Source organism: Lachnoanaerobaculum sp. ICM7 (assembly GCF_000287675.1).
Taxonomy (GTDB): Bacteria; Bacillota; Clostridia; order Lachnospirales; family Lachnospiraceae; genus Lachnoanaerobaculum.
Genome location: NZ_ALJL01000015.1, coordinates 1 through 21,369 on the forward strand (window position 1 = coordinate 1; position 21,369 = coordinate 21,369).

Below are 21,369 nucleotides of genomic sequence, written 5' to 3' on the forward strand. Positions count from 1 at the left end.
GAAATATAGAAGGACTCTGCATTTTTTGATTTTGATGTAGTAACTTTCATAGATAACCTCCACACCTTATTATATCATAAAATACTAGAAAATACTATATATTAAAACGAATATTTTGATAAAAAAATTGATTAAGAAAGATAGGATACATGCGGGTTCTAGGACTTTTCTAATACTTATTTAGGAAAACAAAGTGTCAAAGACCCGGGTACTATAACTTGCAATAGTACCCTTTTATAATAATATATTCTCTTAATTAGCTTATATGATTTTATTATTAATTTAAGTATAAAAGCGTTATTGCAGTGTGTATTTTTGTATTTTTTGACAAATCCACTTTTTTAGTATATACTATTTTACAGATATATATTTTAGTTTTTTAATATTTTTTGAAATATATATTATATATTTTTAGAAAGGTGGTTAATTTATGATTTGGTCTATTATTGTAGGCGGATTTATAGGTTTCATTGCAGGTGCACTTACTAAAAAAGGTGGTGCAATGGGAATTATTGCTAATATAATTGCAGGTTTATTAGGATCATCTGTAGGTCAATCACTATTTGGTTACTGGGGACCTACTATGGCAGGAATGGCATTGATTCCATCTATACTTGGTGCCGTAATTGTTATTGCTGTGGTTTCGCTTTTATTTGGTAAGAGGTAATAAAGGTTTTTGCATTTAAGAGTACAATTTAATAACAATATTTTATTCTAAGGGGGCTATATTATGACATTTAAAAAAACAATTAAACAAGCTAAAGATACGGCAAAAGAGGGATTAGATAAATTAAAAAACAATAAAAATATAACTGTAATATCATTAGTTTCCTCTGTAATAGTTGCAATCGTTGTTATAGGTGTTTTTTCCTTTTTCTTTTTTGATAATGAATAAACATATTTAGGATTTAATACACATTTTTTAATAAGCTATATAAAACATAATTTAAACAGAAGGGGTATTACTATGGCAAAAGAAGAAAAAGTTGAAGAGAAGGTAAAAGATACTGCAAAAGAAGTTAAAGAGAAGGTTGAAGATAAAGTTGACAAGGCAAAAGATGCCGTAAAAGATGTTAAAGAGAAGGCTGAAGATAAAGTTGATAAGGCAAAAGATGCCGTAAAAGATGTTAAAGAGAAAGCTGAAGATAAAGTTGACAAGGCAAAAGATGCTGTAAAAGATGTTAAGGAAGATATAGAAGATAAAGTAGAGGAAGTGACTGATGAGGCTGAAAAAGAAAAAGAGGAAATTTCAGAAAAAGTAAAAGAAGTCGCTACAGATGTTAAAAATAAGGTGGAAGAAAAAGTTGAAGAAGCTAAAGAAGCCGTAAAACAAGGTGTAGATAAAATATCTACAGATAGAGATGTAGCTATAATAGCTTTAGTCTCTTCTGTAATATCTTCATTAGTTGTTGGAGTCGTACTATCATTTTTCTTTACCAGAAAAAATAAACAATCTTTTTTCAGTAAAAAATACGTTATGAAAATGATTGACAAAATGCTTTAATATTTAAGAGCATCAAATAATATAATTATATGAGGAGGTTATTATGTCTTTAGAAGAAAAAATTGACCAGGCTAAAGGTGCGATAAAAGAGAGTGTAGGTAAGGTAACCGGCGATAAGAAAATAGAAAAAGAAGGTGCTGCGGAAAAAGCCGCTTCAAAAGTTAAAGAGGTTGCTGAGGATGTTAAAGACGCTATAGAAGGAACTGTTGAAGGTGTAAAAAATATCGTTAATAAAGATAAGAAATAATTTTTATATTATTTACAAGAGTATGGCGCGTAGATTTTAAAATTTACGCGCCGTTTTTATAATATTTTAATTATTATTAGTAAATTGATTTTCACAGATCATTTATATTTTTATCTCCTTACCAAGTGCAAATGAATATATGAAAATATCATTTACAGTTTTACCTGTACTCATTTCAAGTGATTTTTTATAAAGCATGAGCTGAGTTTTATACCTCTTTATAAGACTTTCTGCATCTCTTACATTATCAGTCTTATAATCCACCAAAATAATATTATCATCTTTTTCAATATATGCATCTATAATTCCCTGTATAAGTATGGTCTCATCGCTCTCACCCATACCTGCTTCCTTAGCCGGGATTCCCATAATGAATTGATTTTCTCTTTTTAAGCTATCATTATACTTTATAAAATCAGCTCCAAGTTTACTGTCTAAAAACTTTACTATATCAAGTGGATTTATAAGTTCTCTGTATACATGATTATTTAAAAGTGATATCTCTTCTCTTACAAAGTCCTCTCTGCTGCTGAATTTATCAATATTTTCATAGTGAATCTTTTGCATCAGCTTATGATATGCATTTCCTCTCTCACTTGCATTTCCGGCATTTATGGTAGGCTTTTTATTTTCCTTAACCTCAAACTCTTCACTCTGTGACATTCTCTTTATCTCGGATACCGAAAATTTCGTCTTTAAATCTATATTTTCAGCATATGGATAGCTGTATTCGAGCCTGTTTTTTAAATCATCATACTCATTTGTACTCGGCTCTTCAAACACCTTATTAAGATCTCTTACCTCTTTTTGAGTTTCCACCTCTTCTTTTAAGAGCATATTATAATCATATGTTTTAATATCAAAATGTACATTGTCACGTCCTAAAAGTATCATATCGAGGTATGAATTACATGTTCTTATATCAAGAAAACTCGGGGATTCTTTCATTTTTTCAAGTTCCTTCTCTGCATCATTGCAGCTTCCTGAAATGATCATCTTTTCCATAGCTCTTGTAAGCGCAACATACAATACTCTCAGCTCCTCGCCCATAAGATCTACATTAAGTTTATGTTTTATTACATTCTGCTTTATAGAGCTGTCTTTTATATTATTTTTACTGTCAACATATTGCACTCCCAATCCGAAGTCCGTATCTATAACCATTCCCTGCCTTAAGTCTGTTTTATTGAATTTTTTATGTGCACATGCAAGGAAACATACCGGAAATTCCAGTCCTTTTGACTTATGTATAGTCATGATTCTTACTATATCGTCATTTTCAGAGAGAATACTTGCTTCACCGAAATCATTGTCAAAGTCCTTCAGCTTGGCAATATATCTGATAAAATTATAAAGTCCGCTATATCCCGAGTTACTGAATGTCTTTGCCTTATTTATAAGTAACATCAGATTTGCTCTTCTTACCTGTCCTCCGGGCATTGCCGCTATCAGATTTAAAAAGTCGGTCTCATTATAAATATCCTGCAAGAGTGCCGCAATATTCATATATGCGGACTTTTTCCTGTATCTATTTAAAAATTCCAGAGCATTTTTTATCTTTTCTCTTGTTTCAAGCTCAATATTGCTTTCACTTCCCTCATACAAAATGGCATCCATCATTCTAATTTTTTCAGATTTTTCTATATTCTTTGATTTTCTATAAGCTGAAACAATATTTGCAAGCTCCAAATCGGTTATTCCAACCAAATTTGAGTTGAGAAATGCTGTAAGGTCCACATCTGAATAAGGATTGTCGATTGCAGCAAGTATAGCAAGTATCTTTCTTACCTCAAAGGTTTTAAAATATCCCTTATTGTTTTCAGCATATGCAGGAATATTTTCATCATTTAACACCTTCGCAATACTCTCACCAATATTGTTGCGGACAAGGATCACAATATCGCTATACCTTAAATCTCTGCCATCACCCACCTTAAGCTCTACCTTAAGTTCCTTAATTCGCTTTGCTATGGCTCTTGCTTCAAGTTCTATTGCATTGGTATCATCCTCAATATCAGAAGTCTGTGTCAGCATTATCTCGCTGATATATTCTTTTCCCTCTTTAAAATCCGCACCGAGATAAAGCGCCGCATCATCATCATACTCAATTCCACCTGTGTTTTCTTTCATAATCTTTTTGAAAATAACATTAGCACAACTAAGCACATTACTGCGGCTTCTGAAATTTTTACTTAGAATTACCTTCTTTTGTGTTTCATCATCAAAATCAGCCTTCTCAAAGTGTGTAAACCTCTTATACTTGTCCATAAAAAGCCCCGGTGAAGCCTGACGAAAACCGTATATAGACTGCTTTACATCACCTACCATAAATACATTGTTCTTTTCAATAGCCTCCACAATGGCTTCCTGCAAGTAGTTTGAATCCTGATACTCATCAATATATATTTCACTGAATTCTTTTCTATAACGTTTTGCAATCTCGGTAGGATTTTTATTCTCATCCAAAAGTATTCTTAGTGCCATATGCTCTATATCCGAAAAGTCTACAATATTTTTGTCCCTCTTCTTTTCATTGAAAAGCGCAATATATTTCTTTGTCAGATCTACAATTGCTCTGATCTTCGGTTTTTCTTTTTCTTCCTCTTCTAAAAGTCTTTTTTTATCAAAGCAATACTCCTCCGAAAGCTTTGATATAGCTTTCTTATATGAATCTCTGAGTCCCTTGGCCTTTTCCTTTAATTCTTCATTGCCACCCTTTACGGACTTTAATCTGCCGAAACTTACATTATTCAACTTTTCAGACAGCTCAAATATATCTTTAGCATTTTTTATATTGCCGATACTTGATTGCTCTTCCAGGACATTATCAAGATATTGCACAGGACCTTCATCCTCATTACAAATCTCTATTATTTCCTCTATATCGGACAAAATTGAATCGATACTTCTGATTATCTCTTTGAAAATATATTGCTGCCACTCATCTCCCTTTTCATTCAGTGAATTCAGCCATTCTTCCGGCCATGGCTTGCTGATTGCAAAGCGATACAGTTTTTCAATAAACTCCGATATGCTTTTATCTCCTTTGGTATTTGCAAAGGCATCTGAAAGTTCAATAAAGTCTTCACTTCCTAATTCATACTCGCTTTCCAAAAGCTCCTCCATCGTGTCAGCTCTTAAAAGTGATATTTCACTCTCATCAGCCACGCTGAATGCCGGATCTATATCTAATTTATCTATATTTTCCTTTAATATTGAAAGACAAAAGCTGTCAGTGGTCATTATCTTCGCTGATGAAAGAAGTATTGACTGCTCCTTAAGTCTTTTAAATTCTTTGGAGTTATTTTCATGCTTTTCCATTTCCTTTAAGAGAGCATTATAGATTTTCTCCTTCATGGAAGCGGCTGCGGCTCTGGTAAAGGTCATCACCAAAAGAGAGTCCACATCTATAGGATTTTTGCTGTCTGTAATCTTTTTTATTATTCTCTCGACCAGTACTGCGGTCTTTCCGCTTCCGGCCGCTGCAGATACCAATATACTTCCCTTTTTTATATCTATTGCCGCCTGTTGTGCCTCAGTCCACATTTTTTTCACTCTCCATCTTTTCCCAAATTTCATCATCTTTTATAGGTGTCAAGCTATTGTATGAAAATCCTTCTATTCCCTCATCAAAACCGCATATGGCAGTATATGGGCAGTAATCACATTTTGCTAAACCTCTCCTTAATGAAGGCTTTATACTTATCTCACCGCTTAAAATATTTTCAGCAGTATCCTTTGCCTTTTGTCTTACATACTCCCTAAGAAAATTTATTCTTTTGGTACTTGCAACACTTGCGAATTTTGCAAAACTTCCGTCTTTTTTAGTTGAAACGGGTATTACATCACTCTCTGTTTCAAAACTTCTGTCCAGATTTTTTATTATATCAAGATCCGTATTGACTATACCGCTTGGTTTTAGCTTGTTTAAAATGGCATTCTCATTTTTTGCTTCATCTCTGGTCAGGAAAGGTGTATCTATATGATAATAGAAAAATGCCGCAGGTAATATCTCTTTACCCGACTTTGCGAGCTGCTCCATTACAGCATCAAGGTATATCACCAGCTGCAATGCTCTTCCATAATATGGCATATCTATTTCCCATTTCGTATTTCCGGTCTTGTAATCTATTATTTTTACAAGAGTTTTTCCGTCTGTATCACAGGTATCCACTCTGTCAATCTTTCCTCTGAGATACATTTTAGCTCCGTTTTTTAAATCGATATTTAGGGCTTCAAGATTGTCCTTTTCTCCAAAGATTCTTTCAAAATCAAAAGGTTTAAAGTTTCCGGCGGCAAGTTGCTTTGCAAGTACCATCATTGTAAGCTTTGTCATTCTTACTATCTTTTCAAGCTGAAACTTTGACTTTTTACTCTCTTCAAATATAGTACTTTTCTCTGATACAATACTTTCTTTTACAGCTTCATCCACAAGAGAGTAAAGTTCTGTCTCATCCATAGTTGCAACGGTTTTCTTTCTTGTTTTTGCATATCTGAAGCATCTTTCAAGCATCTCATGTACCAAAGTACCTATATCGGAAGCCTTAAATGAATGTACCTGCCTTTCTTCAACTCCCAAACCGTAGCTGATAAAATGCTCAAAAGGACAGCCGTTATAGTTTTCAAGTCTTGTTACACTTACACGAAGCTCCTCACCGAACAATTCCCTTGCGGCACTTTCTCCGATACCGGAGTCACGGTATATGTACATAGCGCAAGATATAAGCTTTCTGATAAACTCCTTATCAAAAAATGTAGCTACATACCTTAAAAAATCCTCATCAACATTCTCTTTCGCTCTTAGTTTTCTAAGATTGTCGGTCAAATATTCCTCGGCTTCAAATCTTGAGTATATTTCAGTTTCTTTTTGATTTTTTATTTCAATATTTGGGAAAATATTCTTGATCATATTTATAAGTATTGACGGTCTGCATGTCTTACCGTCAAAATCCATGCCTGTAAGACTTACAAAGAGCTTGTTTGAAGGCTTTGTAAGCACTTGGTATAAATAAAATCTTCCTGTATACAAGTCTTCTCTGACAGTATCTGAAAGATTAAATCCGATAGACTTAAGCTCTCTTTTTTCCCTGTCATTTATAAGTCCGCCCGCATCCTTTACTGTGGGCAAGGAACCGTCATTTGCTCCACATACAAATAATGCCTTTATGCTGCTAAGTCTGGTCCTTTTTAAATCACCTATAACCACTCTGTCAACCCTGTCAGGTATCATACCGAGCTTTATCTCCTCAAAGCCTGTATGCAAAAGATCTGTAATTTCCTTTTTAGTTATACTCTCCCCTTCAAGTATCAGCTCAAGTCTTTCAAAAAGACTTAGTACCTCATCAAGTACACCCTCATACTCTCTGGCTCTTTTTATATCATTACAAAGTTCAAGCTCTTTTTTTACATTCTCAAGCTTTTCCTCTATCCCCAGCTCATCAAATATTTTCCTGAAGGCATCACATACATCATTTATATTTATTTTACTCTTACTCATCGCCTTATAAAGCGGAGATATTTTTTTAAGTGCAGTATTTTTAAACTCGTTTATCTCTTCAAGTTCAGTCTCTGAAAAGCTCTTCGGCAAATAAGTAAAATCCGTATGCAGTCTTTTATATCCTCTTATTCCGGTTTCCAACAGATAATTATCAAGTAATGATACCATCCTGTAGTCAAAATTTAAAAGTCCAAGTCTTAAAAACCTGTTGACCGCATCATATGAAAAGTTCTCACTTATTAAAGCAATAAAGGCATTTATAAGCTCCACCAGTTCATTATTGTTTATATCCATCTTTTCATCAAGATAGTACGGAATTTCAAGCTGATGAAATCTATTGGCAAGTGAGCCTGATACACCTTCCAAATCTCCGTATATTATCGCAATATCTCTGTATCTGTAGCCCTCATCTTTTACAAGTTTAAGTATCTTATTTGCCACAAAATCAATCTCATCCAAAGGGTTCAGCAGATGATTTATCTCAATATCTGAAACCCTTTTCGCCTTTTTTCCGTCATATCTTAAAAAATGCTCTCCAAAAAATGCCAGATCCTTTGAATTTTTGAACCTGTGTACTTCACCTATATTTAAATTTATATCAGACAGCCTTTTGATATCACATCTCTTAGCCATATCATTGATTTGAGAAATCATCTTTGTACTGATAAAAAACAAATCACTTTCAGATGTCTTTAAATCAGGATTTATGCTCTTTCCCAAAGTTATTGAAAACCTCACTTCATCCGCCACCTTCATAAGATTTTCAACTATACGATTTTGTACCGGAGTAAATCCTGTATAACCGTCAAATAATATAACTGCTTCCTTTAGTAATTCACTATTTTCAATATTTTTATTTAATATATCAAGTACCTGTTCATTGGTAAAATACTTTCCGGCTATATATTCTCCAAAACCCTCTTTCAACTTATAAATATCTTCAAGTTTTATTTTTAATAATGAGTTTACTTCATTATTTTCCTGCTGCTCTTTTATAAATTCGTCACTTATATCATATTGCATAAACTCCGATATAAGAGATTTTATACTGTCTATAAAACCTGATTTTTGAAACTGCTTCTTCCACGCCTTTAACTCTACCTGATTTGCTATCTTTCTCAGTATAAGTGCCTTATCAAGCTCGTCAAGAAGCTTCGGATTTTCAATATCCAGTTCTTCAAAAATTCTGTATGCAAGTCTGTTAAAACTTAGTACATCTATATTATTGCTTGCATGATTCGGATGCATCTGCACTATATCCTTTTGAGTCTGCATGGTGAACTGCTCAGGTACAATAATAAAATATCTTTTTTCCCTGTTCTTTATAGACTCATTTATAATATCGCCAAAAGCTCTATAGGTTTTTCCGCTACCCGATGCTCCAAAATAAAATCTGTATCCCATATTTCTCCTAAAAATGGCAGCTTCCATAGGAAACTGCCATCCATTGTTATGTATGAGGTAAACCCTCAGTCAATACCACATTATTGCAACTTCTTTGCAATCTCATGTATAAATTCTTCACTGTTTAAAACTTGTATATTCTCCAGGCTTGAAATCGCACCGAGATCACCTGTCATCTTGCCCGACTCTATAGTGTCAAGTGTTGCCTTTTCAAGTCTGTTTGCAAAATCAACCAAATCAGGAAGATTATCAAGCTCTCCCCTCTTTCTCAGCGCTCCGCTCCAGGCAAAGATGGTAGCTACCGAATTTGAAGAAGTACTCTCACCCTTTAAATATTTATAATAATGTCTTTGAACCGTACCATGTGCCGCCTCATATTCATAGCAACCGTCAGGTGAAACAAGTACTGATGTCATCATTGCAAGAGATCCGAATGCAGATGAGAGCATATCACTCATTACATCTCCGTCATAGTTTTTACATGCCCAAATAAATCCACCCTCAGATTTCATAACTCTGGCAACCGCATCATCTATAAGAGTGTAGAAGTATGTGATATTCGCCTCTTCAAACTTCTGCTTATATTCCTTTTCATATATTTCCTCAAAAATATCCTTAAAGGTATGATCATACTGTTTTGAAATGGTATCCTTTGTAGCAAACCAAAGATCCTCTTTTTGACTAAGAGCATATTCAAAGCAGGCTCTTGCAAAGCTTTCAATAGAAGCATCCAGATTGTGAACTCCCTGTGCAATACCGGCAGCTTTAAATTCATGTATAAGACTTCTCTTTTCATTGCCTTTGCTGTCTGTATATACCAGCTCCACCTTGCCCGGTCCGTCAATAATCATCTCCGTATTTTTGTATACATCACCATAGGCATGACGAGCAATAGTAATAGGCTTTTTCCAGGTTCTGACATTAGGCTCAATACCCTTTACCAATATAGGCTTTCTAAACACTGTTCCGTCTAAAATAGCTCTGATAGTACCGTTTGGAGATTTCCACATCTCCTTTAGGTCATATTCCTTAACTCTTGCGGCATTCGGAGTGATGGTAGCACATTTTACAGCTACTCCAAGTCTTTTTGTAGCATTGGCCGACTCCACAGTTACCTTATCATCCGTTTCATCTCTGTGCTTTAATCCCAAGTCATAATATTCACTCTTCAAATCTACAAATGGAAGAATAAGCTCATCCTTAATCATCTTCCACAGAATCCTTGTCATCTCATCTCCATCCATCTCAACAAGTGGAGTAATCATCTGTATCTTAGCCATATTTACCTCTGATTCTATAAACTATTATTTTTTAGGCACTATCTCTATCCAATATCCGTCCGGATCACTTATAAAATATATTCCCATACCCGGATTCTCATAGCATATTACGCCAAGCTTTTCATGTAATGTATGAGCGGCTTCCATATCATCTGTTTCAAGTGCAAGATGATATTCAAGTTCTCCTAAATTATATGGCTCTTTTCTGTCTCTCAAATAAGTAAGTTCAAGCTGAAATCCTGTTTCCTTATCTCCAAGATAAACCAAAGTGAATGATCCGTCTGCTGCTTCCTTTGTTCTTACAGGCTCAAGACCAAGCGCTTCCTTATAAAACTTCAAACTTCTCTCTAAATCAAGTACATTAAAATTAAAATGTGCAAATGAAAATTTCATTTTTATCCCTTTCATTACAATATACACCCTGTATATTCTACAGGGTGTAATATTTTTAACCTTTTATAACTTCTTTTCCACCCATATAAGGTCTGAGTGCTACCGGTATTCTTATGCTTCCGTCTTCATTGAGATTGTTCTCAAGGAATGCGATAAGCATACGAGGTGGTGCAACCACTGTATTATTGAGTGTGTGTGCAAAATATTTATTTCCGTTTTCATCTTTTACTCTGATTCTAAGTCTTCTACTCTGTGCATCTCCAAGATTTGAGCAGCTTCCCACCTCAAAATACTTCTTCTGTCTTGGTGACCATGCCTCCACGTCACATGATTTTACCTTGAGATCTGCAAGATCTCCCGAACAACACTCAAGTGTTCTTACAGGTACATCAAGGGATCTGAAAAGATCAACAGTATTCTGCCATAATTTCTCATACCACATCTTTGACTCTTCAGGCTTGCAAACAACTATCATTTCCTGCTTCTCAAACTGGTGTATACGATAAACACCTCTCTCCTCAATACCATGTGCTCCCTTTTCTTTTCTGAAACATGGTGAATAAGATGTAAGTGTATATGGCAACTTAGCCTCATCATTTAATGTATCAATAAACTTTCCGATCATAGAGTGCTCACTTGTACCGATAAGATAAAGGTCTTCTCCCTCAATCTTGTACATCATCGCATCCATTTCCGCAAAGCTCATTACACCTGTAACTACTTCCGATCTGATCATGAAAGGAGGTATACAGTATGTAAATCCTCTCTCAATCATAAAATCTCTGGCATAAGATATTACAGCTGAATGGAGTCTGGCAATATCTCCCATTAGATAGTAGAATCCGTTTCCTGCTACCTTTCTTGCGCTGTCAAGATCGATACCGTTAAGTTTCTCCATAATATCTGTATGATAAGGTATTTCAAACTCAGGTACAAAAGGCTCTCCGAATTTCTCGATTTCCACGTTCTCACTGTCATCCTTGCCTATAGGTACACTCGGGTCAATGATATTTGGAATGGTCATCATGATCTTCTTTACTTTTTCTTCAAGTTCAGCCTCAAGTGGCTCCAAACCTGCCAATGTCTCACCGATACTTGCTACAGACGCCTTTATCTGCTCAGCTTCTTCCTTTTTACCCTGCGCCATCAAAGCACCAATCTCTTTTGAGATCTTGTTTCTCTTTGATCTGAGTTCATCAGCCTCGGCCTTTGTCTTTCTAAGCTTTTCGTCAAGTTCTATAACTTCGTCAACCATTGGAAGTTTAAAATCCTGAAATTTGTTTTTTATATTCTGTCTTACAATATCCGGATTTTCTCTTAAAAATTTAATATCAATCATGGCTTCCCCTTTTTCTCTATATCTAAATATTTAGACGATATCTTTTGATATCTTACATAGAGAAAAGTATACATCAAATGAGCTTTTATGTCTATTCCAAGTTGGTATTGAGTTGCACGCAATATCGGCTTGATAAACCTTTTTCGGTATTGTATTATTCATTTATTATAAATAAACGGAGGTTTTCATGGATACACTAAAAGAATTCCAAAGAATCATGACTACACAGACTGACCTTGCTTTGTCAACCGTCGGAACAGACGGCAATCCAAATGTCAGAATAGTCAACTATTATTTTAATCCTAAAAATAATATCATATACTTTGCGACCTTTAAAGATAATAAAAAAGTACAAGAAATAGATCAAAATCAAAATGTAGCCTTTACAACAATCCCCACGAATGGCAATGAACATATAAAGGCAAGAGGAATTGCCGTAAGAAGCAAAAAAACTGTTTTTGATTTGGCAGATTGCTTTTGTGACAAGATACCCGATTACGAAAACACTATAGAACATGCAGGAAATTTATTGTTATTATATGAAATACACTTTAAAACAGCTACTGTTACTTTAGATTTGTCCAATATTCAAACGATTACGTTATAAAAGAGGGGCTGACTGTCAGCCCCCTTTTTTACTATTCTACATATTTGCTTGTATAAGCATAATATACTTATTATTACTCACCAAATTGTTTTAAACTGTCGCTGACTTGATACTCGTATAACTTTGTACGGTTGCTTATTATTTTATTGTACATCTCATTGCCGTCTATAAAACCTCTTGTAGTATCATAGGTATTTGGAAGAGTTGTGTAGTTAAGGAAAACACTTGTATTATTGGCCGCGGTAAAATCATTATCACTTAATTTCATTATATAGGTATATTCTACCGGATAATAAATTGTGGTAGTAGGAAATTTACCGTTTGCATCCGACAAATTAGCCTTAAACACTACAAAGTATATATTTGTACCGTTAAACTGACGCTTGTCATCTGAGGTATACTGTAAATACTCTCCGGCAAATTCAATATCGCTTACCTGCATGTTCGGCTTATAATCTTTTGCAATATAGGCGTCCAGAGTTACTCTTGCCTCATCCTGCAATGCTTTTCTGTATTCATCGGTCATATCTTCAAGTTTGTGTACATATGACTGCTCCTTGAACTTTTCAAAACCGTCTCCGGCTTCTATGACTGTATTCTTATAGTTGCTGTTATAAAGCTCACTTGGGAACTTAAATCCCTTTGTATCGCTGTTATCTCCGACTCCATAGGATTTGCCGACCAACTCCGGACCTGTCTTATAGCTTATTTTATCACTAAGCATTAAGGTCCTAAATGCCACAGGATAGTACATCTTAGTAGTCACATATTTATGTTCCACACTTGTAAGTACTCTGCTGTAAATGATGTATAATACATTATATCCGTCCACATTTGTTTTGAAAAGATAGCCTTCATACTTCAAATCTGAAAGTGTAGTACCCTCACCGTATGCACTGTCTGTATATTCTTTTATAACCTCCGTTGCTTTATCATTTGCTTCTTTTATAAAATCTTCCGGAAACTCGCTGTATTTTGTTACATAAGTTTCCAGTCCCGATACTGTATAACTTTCGCTCATTTTCTCAGGTACTCTTCCGTATCTTGTTGCCAAGAAGCTGATTTCATCTTCATCAAGATCAAGACTTATTGTCACTACATCATCGTTTTTCAGGTTATCATGCTTATCAATTTTAAACTTGCCTTTATGTATTATATCGTCACCGCTGTAAGTAAACTTAGCTTCTCCCTCCGGTGCAATCCCTGAAAATTCAAGCTTTATATCTTTGAATGGATCAAACTTACCAAGTTCATATAAGTTTGATATTGAATATTCTCCATTCTTATACTTTAACTTATAATTTATACCCTTGGCTTTTTCATCGTCCACCGTCCAAGTATACTTAACCTTTTCACCATTGCTTAACTTTTCAGTCTTTTCAAGTTCTACTCCCGATACGGCATCATGAAGGACATATACAGGCTCAAAAGCATAGGTCAAAACACCGTACTCCTTTTTACCCTTACTGCTGTACTTTATCTTTTTGCCATAATCCTTTTCAAGCTTTTCCCAGTCAATATTTATACTTGCCTGTCCATAACCGTCATATCCGCTTGACTCAAAAGTGATATATTTATTTAAATCAATAACTTTACTTGAATTCATAGCCAAAACAGCTATCAGAATAATAAGAAATGCAGCCATAGCACCTGCTATACCGAAGATAAGATTTTTCGGTAACTTTTTTTGACTGCCGGGGGTACTACCGGTATTAGATATCTTTGTTCCGGTATCATTTTGATTCTGCTTCATGTTCACGTCCTCCATGGTAACTCCACAACTCTCACAAACCTTTGCTCCGTCGATGTTCATAGAACCACATTTTTTACACTGCATGCCTAACCCTCCCGAGATATTTTATTGTTGCCAATACCTTAACATAAATTGTATTGTTTTTCAATCTATTTTATTGTTATATGACAATAAAATATTTATCTAAATGTGAGTTTCTTCCATATTAAATGTAATTATTGTGTTTTTCTTAATCATTATTAAGGTTGATTTAATTCGTATTTTTTTGTATACTAGAGCATGGAGGTGTATCGAAGTGGTCATAACGAGCCTGACTCGAAATCAGGTTGTCACTTTTTGTGGCACGAGAGTTCGAATCTCTTCGCCTCCGTAAAAAGAACTGTAGTAGAAACAGTTTAAACAAAGGGAGTATGTAACTCATAGTAGGTCACATACTCCCTTTATTTTGCTAATTAAACATTTTATAGCTCTATCTTAGCTTTGTGATTATTTAAGTAAAATATCCTGAAAACTATAATTTTCCTTACCTCCAATTTTAAGCGTTATACTATCCTTTTTTCCAAAATCTTTCCCGGGATAAATAAGGGTCATACCTTCATCCGTAAACATTGTATTTGGAACTGTTTCTTTCCCAGTAGTGTCATCTACCAGAATAAAAGCTTCGTGAAAAGCATTCTTATCATTGGGGTTTGATAGATATAAAACTATAGAATTTGGGTAAATCTCACTTTTATCAATTTTTGCAGTATAAATATCATAGCTGATATCGTAATTTAAAGTAATTGTTTTTGGAGAAACCTTGGTTGGTGAGTATAAATATTCATATCCGTCAAAAATTATACTAATCGGCAAATTTTCCTCCAATGTATTTAATTCCATTACAAGATTTCCATCTTCAAAATTATATGCAACTAAATTTTGCACTGAAATATCCAACTGATGATCTTCTCCTTCAATTTTAATTATCTCACCATTAGTAGTGTCCTTTTTTCTAAATGTAAGATAATGCATCGGTGTCATATCTATGTCTGAAACAAGTTCAAGACAAACTCCATCCTTTATTGTTCCTTGAGATAAACTATTATCCACGCTGACAGGAATATTATCGATATTAGCCTCTCCGGTACTTTCTTTTTCAACTATAGACATATCTACAGAACTCATACTGCCTGAATCCTGTTTAACACTTACACTGCAACCAACAAGTATAGTTGTTATTACAACTAAGCTTAACATGTACTTTTTTATGATTTTCATACTGCTATTTAACTTTAATTTGTTTCCATTTTTATATCTCATAGTATTTAACTCATTCATAGCCAACACCATCCTTTAATTCTTGTATATTATCACTTATTATACACACCAATATTACTATATGCGAAAAATGTAATAAGTTGTATGGTTAATTGTAATAAAATGTCCTAAATCAATTCCCAAGTCTACAAAATCAAAACTTCTTTTTATTCTACCGGCAATATAAAACCGCTTCTACTATAAATACCCTTTTATCACAGTTAATTTGCAGAACTCCGTTATACTTGCTTAATACCTCTTTTACACTTTCCAGACCTAAACCATGCTCTTTCTTATCTTTTTTTGTTATTAAGAAATTTTCTCGAACTAAATTTACATTAAGATATGAATTTTCTATTCGCAATATAAGCCTACATTTTGTGTAATTTAGATTTAAATGCATTGTCTTTAGTTCACTACACACATTTTCTACATCATCACAAATGGCAATTTTAAACATAGTATATTCCTCGCATATTAGTTAACATTATATAAACATATCGTTGAATAAATATATTATATCAAATATTTATAAGCATAGGCAATATATCCATATTTTTTTGTCATAATATTATCTAAATTATATAAGTAATTGCATATTTAGTTGTGTTTTTATTTTTCTACAAAAATCATCATGTTAGTAAATAAAAATATCCTGTAAAAGTTACTTAGTTAAAAACTTGTACTTTACAGGATACTTTTATTTTGTACTGAAGAAATTACAATAATTTTCCACTTACAGTGCAATTAATATAAATTATTTTTACCCATATACTGAGTAGCTATTCTGTTTTCCGGATGAACATCAATCATATAAATCACCATCAAGAATATCCATTCCAAAGGCTTCATCAAAATATATATAATATCTGCAATCCATTTGCTCTTTATAAGCCTTGCAACTGGGAAGCCGTAGCTATCATATAATCCTCTTACAAGTTTGTGGAAGCGTGGAGTTTTCTCCTCTAAAATCTGTTCAAAGGCATTTGCTATGCATAGCTGTCTGTTTACAATGACCTCGTGACCATGACGGATTCCTTTTCTTACAGGCTTTACCAATTTCCTATGTCCGCCTGCCGCTACGGTGCAAAGGTAATGCTCATCATATTCGATATTTTGAGGTGCCTCCTTTAGTGACAATGTCCAATCCGCAGTTTCGGTCCATGCTTTTATAACAGAATCCGGTGCCTGACCGAAAAGCAGCAGTATTCCTATTATTATTCCAAGTAAAGGAAACATAAAAACGATTGCGTATATAGGCCAAAGTTTTGAGTTTGACAGTATTTTATCTGCAAAATTTAAAAAATAATTGCTTTGTATTTTTGCTCTTTCCATTTCATATTCCTGCCATTCATGAACCTTTGAAATCACTGTTCTTGCAACAATGCAGATAATACAAACAGGGTAAACAAGTAAGTATACATCAAGCAGGTTGTCACCCGATAAATCACCTTTAAAAACCTGTACTGTGAAAACAAGAACTTCAATTACCCAAAGATACATTGCAGACATTGAAATAATTGCCATCAAAGGTGGTATTTTCTTTAACGGCCTGACTCTCAGATACAAGTACCCCGCAATACCTATTATAAAAATAAAAGTAATTGTGGGGGCCGCTTCTGAAAAAATCGGTGTATGCATTTCCAGATTCTTTAGCTGTACACTCCAGTCAGAATCTGTGACATATTTTCCTTCTGTAAGGTAGAGGAATTCCAATATCAAGCCATACCATATAGCCACCTGATCAAATCTGATAAAAGGTTTTAAAAGATGCTTATTTGCCTCCAGATATAAAAGTATAATATGATACCCCGTCAAAACTATCGGGTACACCAATATTATAGATACAAAGAAACTCCACATAATTAAGCCCGGTATAAATTCCTGTAAACTAAGCCTATTTAAACCATAGACATATGATCTTAAAGACTCCGCCAACTGATACATTACAAAAAGTATCATTGCGATTATGTAACTTATACCCATGCTTGATATTAACGAAATTCTAAAAAGATATTTTTTCATCTATCTACAACCTTTCTGTTATTACAGCTTATATAGTACCTTGTAATTAATCGCATCTTCCTATAATTGTTCCTCCACCAAGCACAAGTCCGCTCTCATCATATAAGACTACCGCCTGCCCAGGTGTGATAGCTCTTACCTTTTCATCAAAGTCTATTCTTATCCTGTCTTCTCCAAGCACCTTGACTGTACAGTGTTCGCCCTTATGTGAATATCTTATTTTTCCTATAGCTCTCATGCCGTCAAAAAAGCTTTCCACCGCCATTGCATTAAGATTATTTGCCTCCAGACTGTATCCGAAAACATCATCATTTTCACCTATTACAACTTCATTTGTTTCAGGTCTTATCTCGGTAACAAATATGGGATGCCCCAGCGCTATACCAAGTCCTTTTCTCTGCCCGATGGTATAATGCAGTATTCCCCTATGCTTCCCAAGTATCTCTCCGTCCGCAGTTACAAAATTTCCCTCAGGCATTTTTTTGCCTATTTCATTTTCTACAAATGAGGCGTAGTCATTATCTGAAACAAAGCATATCTCCTGACTGTCAGGCTTATTTGCCACTCTGAGATTAAACTTTTTTGCAATCTCTCTTATCTCATCTTTTTCATAATCACCTACAGGCATCAATGTCTTTGAGAGCTGATCCTGAGTAAGATTATAAAGCGCATAGGTCTGATCCTTGGCACTTGTTTTGGACATTCTGAGTGCATATCTTCCATTTTCAAGCTTTTCTATTCTGGCATAATGACCTGTGGCAATATAGTCAGCTCCAAGCATCATACTTCTCTCTAAAAGAGATTCCCATTTTACATATCTGTTGCAGGCAATACATGGATTGGGTGTCCTTGCCTGTACATATTCATTCACAAAATAATCTATTACCTTATCTTTGAATTCATCTCTAAAATTCATTACATAATATGGTATGCCGATATCCCTTGCCACTCTTCTGGCATCATCTACAGCAGACAGACCACAGCATCCTCCACTGCCTGACATATCCTCTTCATCTTCACTTTGCCATATCTGCATGGTCACACCTGTGACATCATATCCGGCCTCTTTTAAAAGATAGGCTGCCACTGAGGAGTCTACTCCTCCCGACATACCTACCACTACTTTTTTCTTTTCCATATATTCTCCGATTTTTTAAATTCCATGACAGACAGTATACCATATACTTAATTGATTTGTATTAATATACTATAAAGTTTTCGGATCAAGACAATGCCAAATCTCTGACCATATTTCTTTTTCATATATCCTGTCAATATCTTCTTTTGTATATAAGTAATCTGCTGCGCCTGAGAAAATATCATCCGGAAACAGTTTGAAATACTCATGCAAAAAATTCAAATACATAAAGGCTCTGTCTCCGTACCCTTCAATATATATGTATCTGTAGTAATCCGTCTTTTGTCCTGAAGCATCTTCTACTGTATAATTTGAAAATCCATCTTTTATTATATGTACATACATAACTGCCCATGAAGAAGCGTCATCCAAATACCATCTTCCATCATCATCGTAACCGGGTTTATTTACGGAAAACGAATAATAATCACCATAATCACTCAAAAATTCATTGGTAAATCCTCGCGACATCAGTATATTTACAATATCTTTTATATCTCTACAACAATTATCACCTTTTCTTCTTAAAATTTGTACATCTCCTGCCATTCTACCGACTTAAAATTGCTCCTCTCTCTTTCTTTAAATATCCATTTTTCATTTTTATCTTTATTATTAAATATTTCATCAATCTGTGCTTTTGTAAAGAAACAGCCGTTATCAATATAGAAAATATCCTCCGGAAACTTATTTAAATAGTTATGTACTATTTCAAGCACCTGCATCTCTTTTCCGATAAGATCGGTAATCCTAAAATATGTCTCAAAGCTCATCTGCATTATTTCATCTGTAGGGATATCTATCATCTGAGTGTTACAATATATTTCAATCACTTTGTCATCGTCATAATAAAAATAATCGTCTCTATTAAATTTTGTATATAATATATTATAACTTTCTCTTTTAACGGTAATTGTATTTCTTCTATTCATTTTCCTCAATATTTGTGCCATTCTGTAAGGAATACCCTGCTTTGATTGAAGTCTTTTTCCGATTATTCTTCCCTCATATCTAAGCTCGACGCCTTCTGTAATATTTTTAGAGTACAATGTCTTTAGCATACCTTTTGTAAAAGCTCCGATTGTCGTAAGACATATATTTATATAATAATCCATACTTCCTACGCTGTATGGTGATTTATAAATCCAATTCTTATCAGGCTTTCCCTTATAAATACTGTCTATCATTGCTTTATTATAATATCTTCCATTGTCCACATAAAATATATCATTTGGATTCTCCTCTAAATATCTGTGCAACAATTCAAGAATAATCAGTTCTTTTCCATATATATTTGAAAAACGATAATATGTCTCAAGCCCCAGTTCCTTTGCTCTTTCGGTCGGTATTTCAAGATTCCTTTCATAACTGTACACCTCTATCATATGCTCCGCATCATTAAAGAACAAAATATCATTTTCCTCTTTCATATATGATATACTGTACACATATTTATCAAAAGAAAATCTCATGCTATAGCCCATATCCATAAGGATATGGCCCAATATATATGTTGTCTGCAACTTATTAACACCGGCTTTCCCCAGTATTCTACCTTCAAATCTCATAATCACCTCTATATCATTGCTCTAGAATCGGTATATCACCTCTTTTTAATTATAGAATTTTTATACAATACTCATATTGTACTTGTCAATTCAAATTCAATCATTTACTATTTTATTGTTAATATTATTTATACTATATGGCAGAAACGCTCTGCCATACCTCTAATAAAGAACAGGAGTACTATGATATATATGGACAATGCCTCTACCACTGTTGTAGATAAAGAGGCTTTTGATATAGCAAAAAAATATTTATTTGAAAACTATGCAAATCCTTCATCAAGCTATTCTATGGCAAATGATGTAAAGGCCTATATGGAAGATGCCAGAGAAATGATTGCAGATATCCTCGGCGCAAGATATAATGAGATCTATTTTACCTCAGGCGGCAGTGAAGCAAATAACTGGGCAATACTAAAAGCTTGTGAACTTATGGAAAATAAAGGAAAACATATCATCAGTTCAAAGGTTGAGCATCATTCTGTGCTACATGTTCTTTCCTATCTTGAAAAAAGAGGATATGATGTCACTTATCTAAGTACTGATGAAAAAGGGATTATTGATATAAATGAGCTTAAGTCTGTTATCCGAGAGGATACAGTCCTTATAAGCATAATGTTTGCAAATAATGAAATAGGTACAATACAACCTATTAAAGAAATCGGAAAGATTGCCCGTGAGCATAGTATTTTATTTCACACTGATGCAGTACAGGCTGTAGGGCATCTTGCCATTGATGTTAATGAGCTTAATATTGATTTACTCAGTGCAAGCGGACATAAATTTCACTCTCCCAAGGGAGTAGGCTTCTTATACATACGAAGCGGTATCAAGCTTACTTCATTGATACATGGCGGCAGTCAGGAAAGAAATCGCAGAGCGGGTACGGAAAATACATTCGGTATAATCGCTATGGCAAATGCTTTGAAAAATTCCTATAAAACTTTGGATAAAGACAGTTTATATGTAAAATCTCTAAGAGATAAGTTATTTTCTTTAATACTTGAAAATATAGAGGGCTCTCATGTAAACGGTGATATAGAGAGTAGGCTTTTTAACAATATAAATATCTACTTTGAAAATATAAGCGGTGAACTGCTCTTAATTTTATTAAATCAAAACGGTGTATGTGCTTCTCTTGGCTCAGCATGTACCACCGGAAGTATAGACCCTTCACATGTAATTATGGCTATTTCAAATGATAAAAAAAGAGCCTCATCTTCCCTTAGACTTACATTGAGCAAGTACAATACGGAAGATGAGGTCAATAAAACCTTTGAAATATTAAAAGCGAGTATAGATAAACTTAGAGGATAAA

General features: G+C 34.2%; 18 protein-coding genes and 1 tRNA gene. 7 read left to right on the forward strand and 12 right to left on the reverse strand.

Going from position 1 to position 21,369, the window contains the following annotated elements:
* The first annotated feature begins 430 nt into the window (after nucleotides 1–430).
* From HMPREF1140_RS02280 to HMPREF1140_RS02290, 4 genes are all read left to right on the forward strand, one after another.
* Nucleotides 431–667: a GlsB/YeaQ/YmgE family stress response membrane protein gene (locus HMPREF1140_RS02280; RefSeq protein WP_009662364.1), complete on the forward strand. Its 237-nt coding sequence runs from the start codon at nucleotides 431–433 to the stop codon at nucleotides 665–667.
* 63 nt (nucleotides 668–730) lie between these two features.
* A complete protein-coding gene (locus tag HMPREF1140_RS13475) occupies nucleotides 731–895 on the forward strand; it encodes a hypothetical protein (RefSeq protein WP_009662347.1) in 165 nt (54 codons plus the stop codon).
* Between the two features lie 72 nt (nucleotides 896–967).
* The gene (locus HMPREF1140_RS13665) at nucleotides 968–1,504 is read left to right on the forward strand and encodes a YtxH domain-containing protein (protein ID WP_009662330.1); all 537 of its coding nucleotides are present in this window, start codon (nucleotides 968–970) and stop codon (nucleotides 1,502–1,504) included.
* A 43-nt stretch (nucleotides 1,505–1,547) separates the two neighbouring features.
* Nucleotides 1,548–1,751, forward strand: a complete 204-nt coding sequence (locus tag HMPREF1140_RS02290; RefSeq protein ID WP_009662325.1) for a CsbD family protein — start codon at nucleotides 1,548–1,550, stop codon at nucleotides 1,749–1,751.
* Between the two features lie 102 nt (nucleotides 1,752–1,853).
* Here HMPREF1140_RS02290 and addA read toward each other — a convergent pair whose 3' ends face one another.
* The 5 genes from addA to serS form a co-directional block, all read right to left on the reverse strand.
* Nucleotides 1,854–5,297 carry a helicase-exonuclease AddAB subunit AddA gene (addA, locus tag HMPREF1140_RS02295; RefSeq protein WP_009662346.1) on the reverse strand — a complete coding sequence of 1,148 codons (3,444 nt, stop codon included), beginning with the start codon at nucleotides 5,295–5,297 and terminating at the stop codon, nucleotides 1,854–1,856.
* Entirely contained in the window at nucleotides 5,287–8,652 is a 3,366-nt protein-coding gene (locus HMPREF1140_RS02300; RefSeq protein ID WP_009662335.1) for a PD-(D/E)XK nuclease family protein, read from the reverse strand. Before HMPREF1140_RS02300 ends, addA begins: the two co-directional genes overlap by 11 nt.
* A gap of 80 nt (nucleotides 8,653–8,732) precedes the next feature.
* Nucleotides 8,733–9,932 (reverse strand): NADP-dependent isocitrate dehydrogenase, encoded by a 1,200-nt coding sequence (locus tag HMPREF1140_RS02305; RefSeq protein ID WP_009662319.1) that lies wholly within the window; start codon nucleotides 9,930–9,932, stop codon nucleotides 8,733–8,735.
* Nucleotides 9,933–9,956: 24 nt separating this feature from the next.
* Complete coding sequence (locus tag HMPREF1140_RS02310) at nucleotides 9,957–10,325, reverse strand: VOC family protein (protein ID WP_035619754.1); 369 nt, start codon at nucleotides 10,323–10,325, stop codon at nucleotides 9,957–9,959.
* A gap of 55 nt (nucleotides 10,326–10,380) precedes the next feature.
* Nucleotides 10,381–11,664, reverse strand: a complete 1,284-nt coding sequence (gene serS / locus HMPREF1140_RS02315) for a serine--tRNA ligase (protein ID WP_009662307.1) — start codon at nucleotides 11,662–11,664, stop codon at nucleotides 10,381–10,383.
* A gap of 187 nt (nucleotides 11,665–11,851) precedes the next feature.
* Between serS and HMPREF1140_RS02320 the strand changes: the two genes are divergently transcribed.
* Complete coding sequence (locus tag HMPREF1140_RS02320; protein ID WP_009662359.1) at nucleotides 11,852–12,271, forward strand: pyridoxamine 5'-phosphate oxidase family protein; 420 nt, start codon at nucleotides 11,852–11,854, stop codon at nucleotides 12,269–12,271.
* A gap of 73 nt (nucleotides 12,272–12,344) precedes the next feature.
* Here HMPREF1140_RS02320 and HMPREF1140_RS02325 read toward each other — a convergent pair whose 3' ends face one another.
* Nucleotides 12,345–14,108 carry a zinc ribbon domain-containing protein gene (locus tag HMPREF1140_RS02325; protein ID WP_009662324.1) on the reverse strand — a complete coding sequence of 588 codons (1,764 nt, stop codon included), beginning with the start codon at nucleotides 14,106–14,108 and terminating at the stop codon, nucleotides 12,345–12,347.
* A 197-nt stretch (nucleotides 14,109–14,305) separates the two neighbouring features.
* On the opposite strand from HMPREF1140_RS02325, the gene HMPREF1140_RS02330 reads away from it, so the two are divergent.
* Nucleotides 14,306–14,394 (forward strand) — tRNA-Ser (locus HMPREF1140_RS02330).
* A gap of 116 nt (nucleotides 14,395–14,510) precedes the next feature.
* Here HMPREF1140_RS02330 and HMPREF1140_RS02335 read toward each other — a convergent pair.
* From HMPREF1140_RS02335 to HMPREF1140_RS02360, 6 genes are all read right to left on the reverse strand, one after another.
* Nucleotides 14,511–15,341: a hypothetical protein gene (locus HMPREF1140_RS02335; protein WP_009662378.1), complete on the reverse strand. Its 831-nt coding sequence runs from the start codon at nucleotides 15,339–15,341 to the stop codon at nucleotides 14,511–14,513.
* A gap of 151 nt (nucleotides 15,342–15,492) precedes the next feature.
* On the reverse strand, nucleotides 15,493–15,780 hold the full coding sequence (locus HMPREF1140_RS02340; RefSeq protein WP_035619756.1) for a GHKL domain-containing protein: 288 nt from the start codon (nucleotides 15,778–15,780) through the stop codon (nucleotides 15,493–15,495).
* A gap of 287 nt (nucleotides 15,781–16,067) precedes the next feature.
* Nucleotides 16,068–17,345 (reverse strand): DUF6688 domain-containing protein, encoded by a 1,278-nt coding sequence (locus HMPREF1140_RS02345; RefSeq protein ID WP_009662355.1) that lies wholly within the window; start codon nucleotides 17,343–17,345, stop codon nucleotides 16,068–16,070.
* Between the two features lie 46 nt (nucleotides 17,346–17,391).
* Nucleotides 17,392–18,483, reverse strand: coding sequence for a tRNA 2-thiouridine(34) synthase MnmA (gene mnmA, locus HMPREF1140_RS02350; protein WP_009662304.1), 1,092 nt, complete (start codon nucleotides 18,481–18,483; stop codon nucleotides 17,392–17,394).
* A gap of 69 nt (nucleotides 18,484–18,552) precedes the next feature.
* Nucleotides 18,553–19,032: a hypothetical protein gene (locus HMPREF1140_RS02355; RefSeq protein ID WP_009662391.1), complete on the reverse strand. Its 480-nt coding sequence runs from the start codon at nucleotides 19,030–19,032 to the stop codon at nucleotides 18,553–18,555.
* On the reverse strand, nucleotides 19,008–20,051 hold the full coding sequence (locus tag HMPREF1140_RS02360; RefSeq protein WP_009662349.1) for a hypothetical protein: 1,044 nt from the start codon (nucleotides 20,049–20,051) through the stop codon (nucleotides 19,008–19,010). The genes HMPREF1140_RS02355 and HMPREF1140_RS02360 overlap by 25 nt, the downstream gene beginning before the upstream one ends.
* A 183-nt stretch (nucleotides 20,052–20,234) precedes the next feature.
* Here HMPREF1140_RS02360 and HMPREF1140_RS02365 point away from each other — a divergent pair, with 183 nt between their 5' ends.
* Nucleotides 20,235–21,368 (forward strand): cysteine desulfurase family protein, encoded by a 1,134-nt coding sequence (locus HMPREF1140_RS02365; protein WP_009662305.1) that lies wholly within the window; start codon nucleotides 20,235–20,237, stop codon nucleotides 21,366–21,368.
* Nucleotide 21,369: the final 1 nt, after the last annotated feature.

Coding starts and splice junctions, on each gene's coding strand:
- HMPREF1140_RS02280 (WP_009662364.1), top strand. CDS start 431: ATGATTTGGTCTATTATTGTAGGCGGATTTATAGGTTTCATTGCAGGT.
- HMPREF1140_RS02355 (WP_009662391.1), bottom strand. CDS start 19,032: ATGGCAGGAGATGTACAAATTTTAAGAAGAAAAGGTGATAATTGTTGT.
- HMPREF1140_RS02300 (WP_009662335.1), bottom strand. CDS start 8,652: ATGGGATACAGATTTTATTTTGGAGCATCGGGTAGCGGAAAAACCTAT.
- HMPREF1140_RS13475 (WP_009662347.1), top strand. CDS start 731: ATGACATTTAAAAAAACAATTAAACAAGCTAAAGATACGGCAAAAGAG.
- HMPREF1140_RS02325 (WP_009662324.1), bottom strand. CDS start 14,108: ATGCAGTGTAAAAAATGTGGTTCTATGAACATCGACGGAGCAAAGGTT.
- HMPREF1140_RS02340 (WP_035619756.1), bottom strand. CDS start 15,780: ATGTTTAAAATTGCCATTTGTGATGATGTAGAAAATGTGTGTAGTGAA.
- HMPREF1140_RS02310 (WP_035619754.1), bottom strand. CDS start 10,325: ATGAAATTTTCATTTGCACATTTTAATTTTAATGTACTTGATTTAGAG.
- HMPREF1140_RS02365 (WP_009662305.1), top strand. CDS start 20,235: ATGATATATATGGACAATGCCTCTACCACTGTTGTAGATAAAGAGGCT.
- HMPREF1140_RS13665 (WP_009662330.1), top strand. CDS start 968: ATGGCAAAAGAAGAAAAAGTTGAAGAGAAGGTAAAAGATACTGCAAAA.
- HMPREF1140_RS02290 (WP_009662325.1), top strand. CDS start 1,548: ATGTCTTTAGAAGAAAAAATTGACCAGGCTAAAGGTGCGATAAAAGAG.
- serS (WP_009662307.1), bottom strand. CDS start 11,664: ATGATTGATATTAAATTTTTAAGAGAAAATCCGGATATTGTAAGACAG.
- HMPREF1140_RS02320 (WP_009662359.1), top strand. CDS start 11,852: ATGGATACACTAAAAGAATTCCAAAGAATCATGACTACACAGACTGAC.
- addA (WP_009662346.1), bottom strand. CDS start 5,297: ATGTGGACTGAGGCACAACAGGCGGCAATAGATATAAAAAAGGGAAGT.
- HMPREF1140_RS02305 (WP_009662319.1), bottom strand. CDS start 9,932: ATGGCTAAGATACAGATGATTACTCCACTTGTTGAGATGGATGGAGAT.
- HMPREF1140_RS02335 (WP_009662378.1), bottom strand. CDS start 15,341: ATGAATGAGTTAAATACTATGAGATATAAAAATGGAAACAAATTAAAG.
- HMPREF1140_RS02345 (WP_009662355.1), bottom strand. CDS start 17,345: ATGAAAAAATATCTTTTTAGAATTTCGTTAATATCAAGCATGGGTATA.
- mnmA (WP_009662304.1), bottom strand. CDS start 18,483: ATGGAAAAGAAAAAAGTAGTGGTAGGTATGTCGGGAGGAGTAGACTCC.
- HMPREF1140_RS02360 (WP_009662349.1), bottom strand. CDS start 20,051: ATGAGATTTGAAGGTAGAATACTGGGGAAAGCCGGTGTTAATAAGTTG.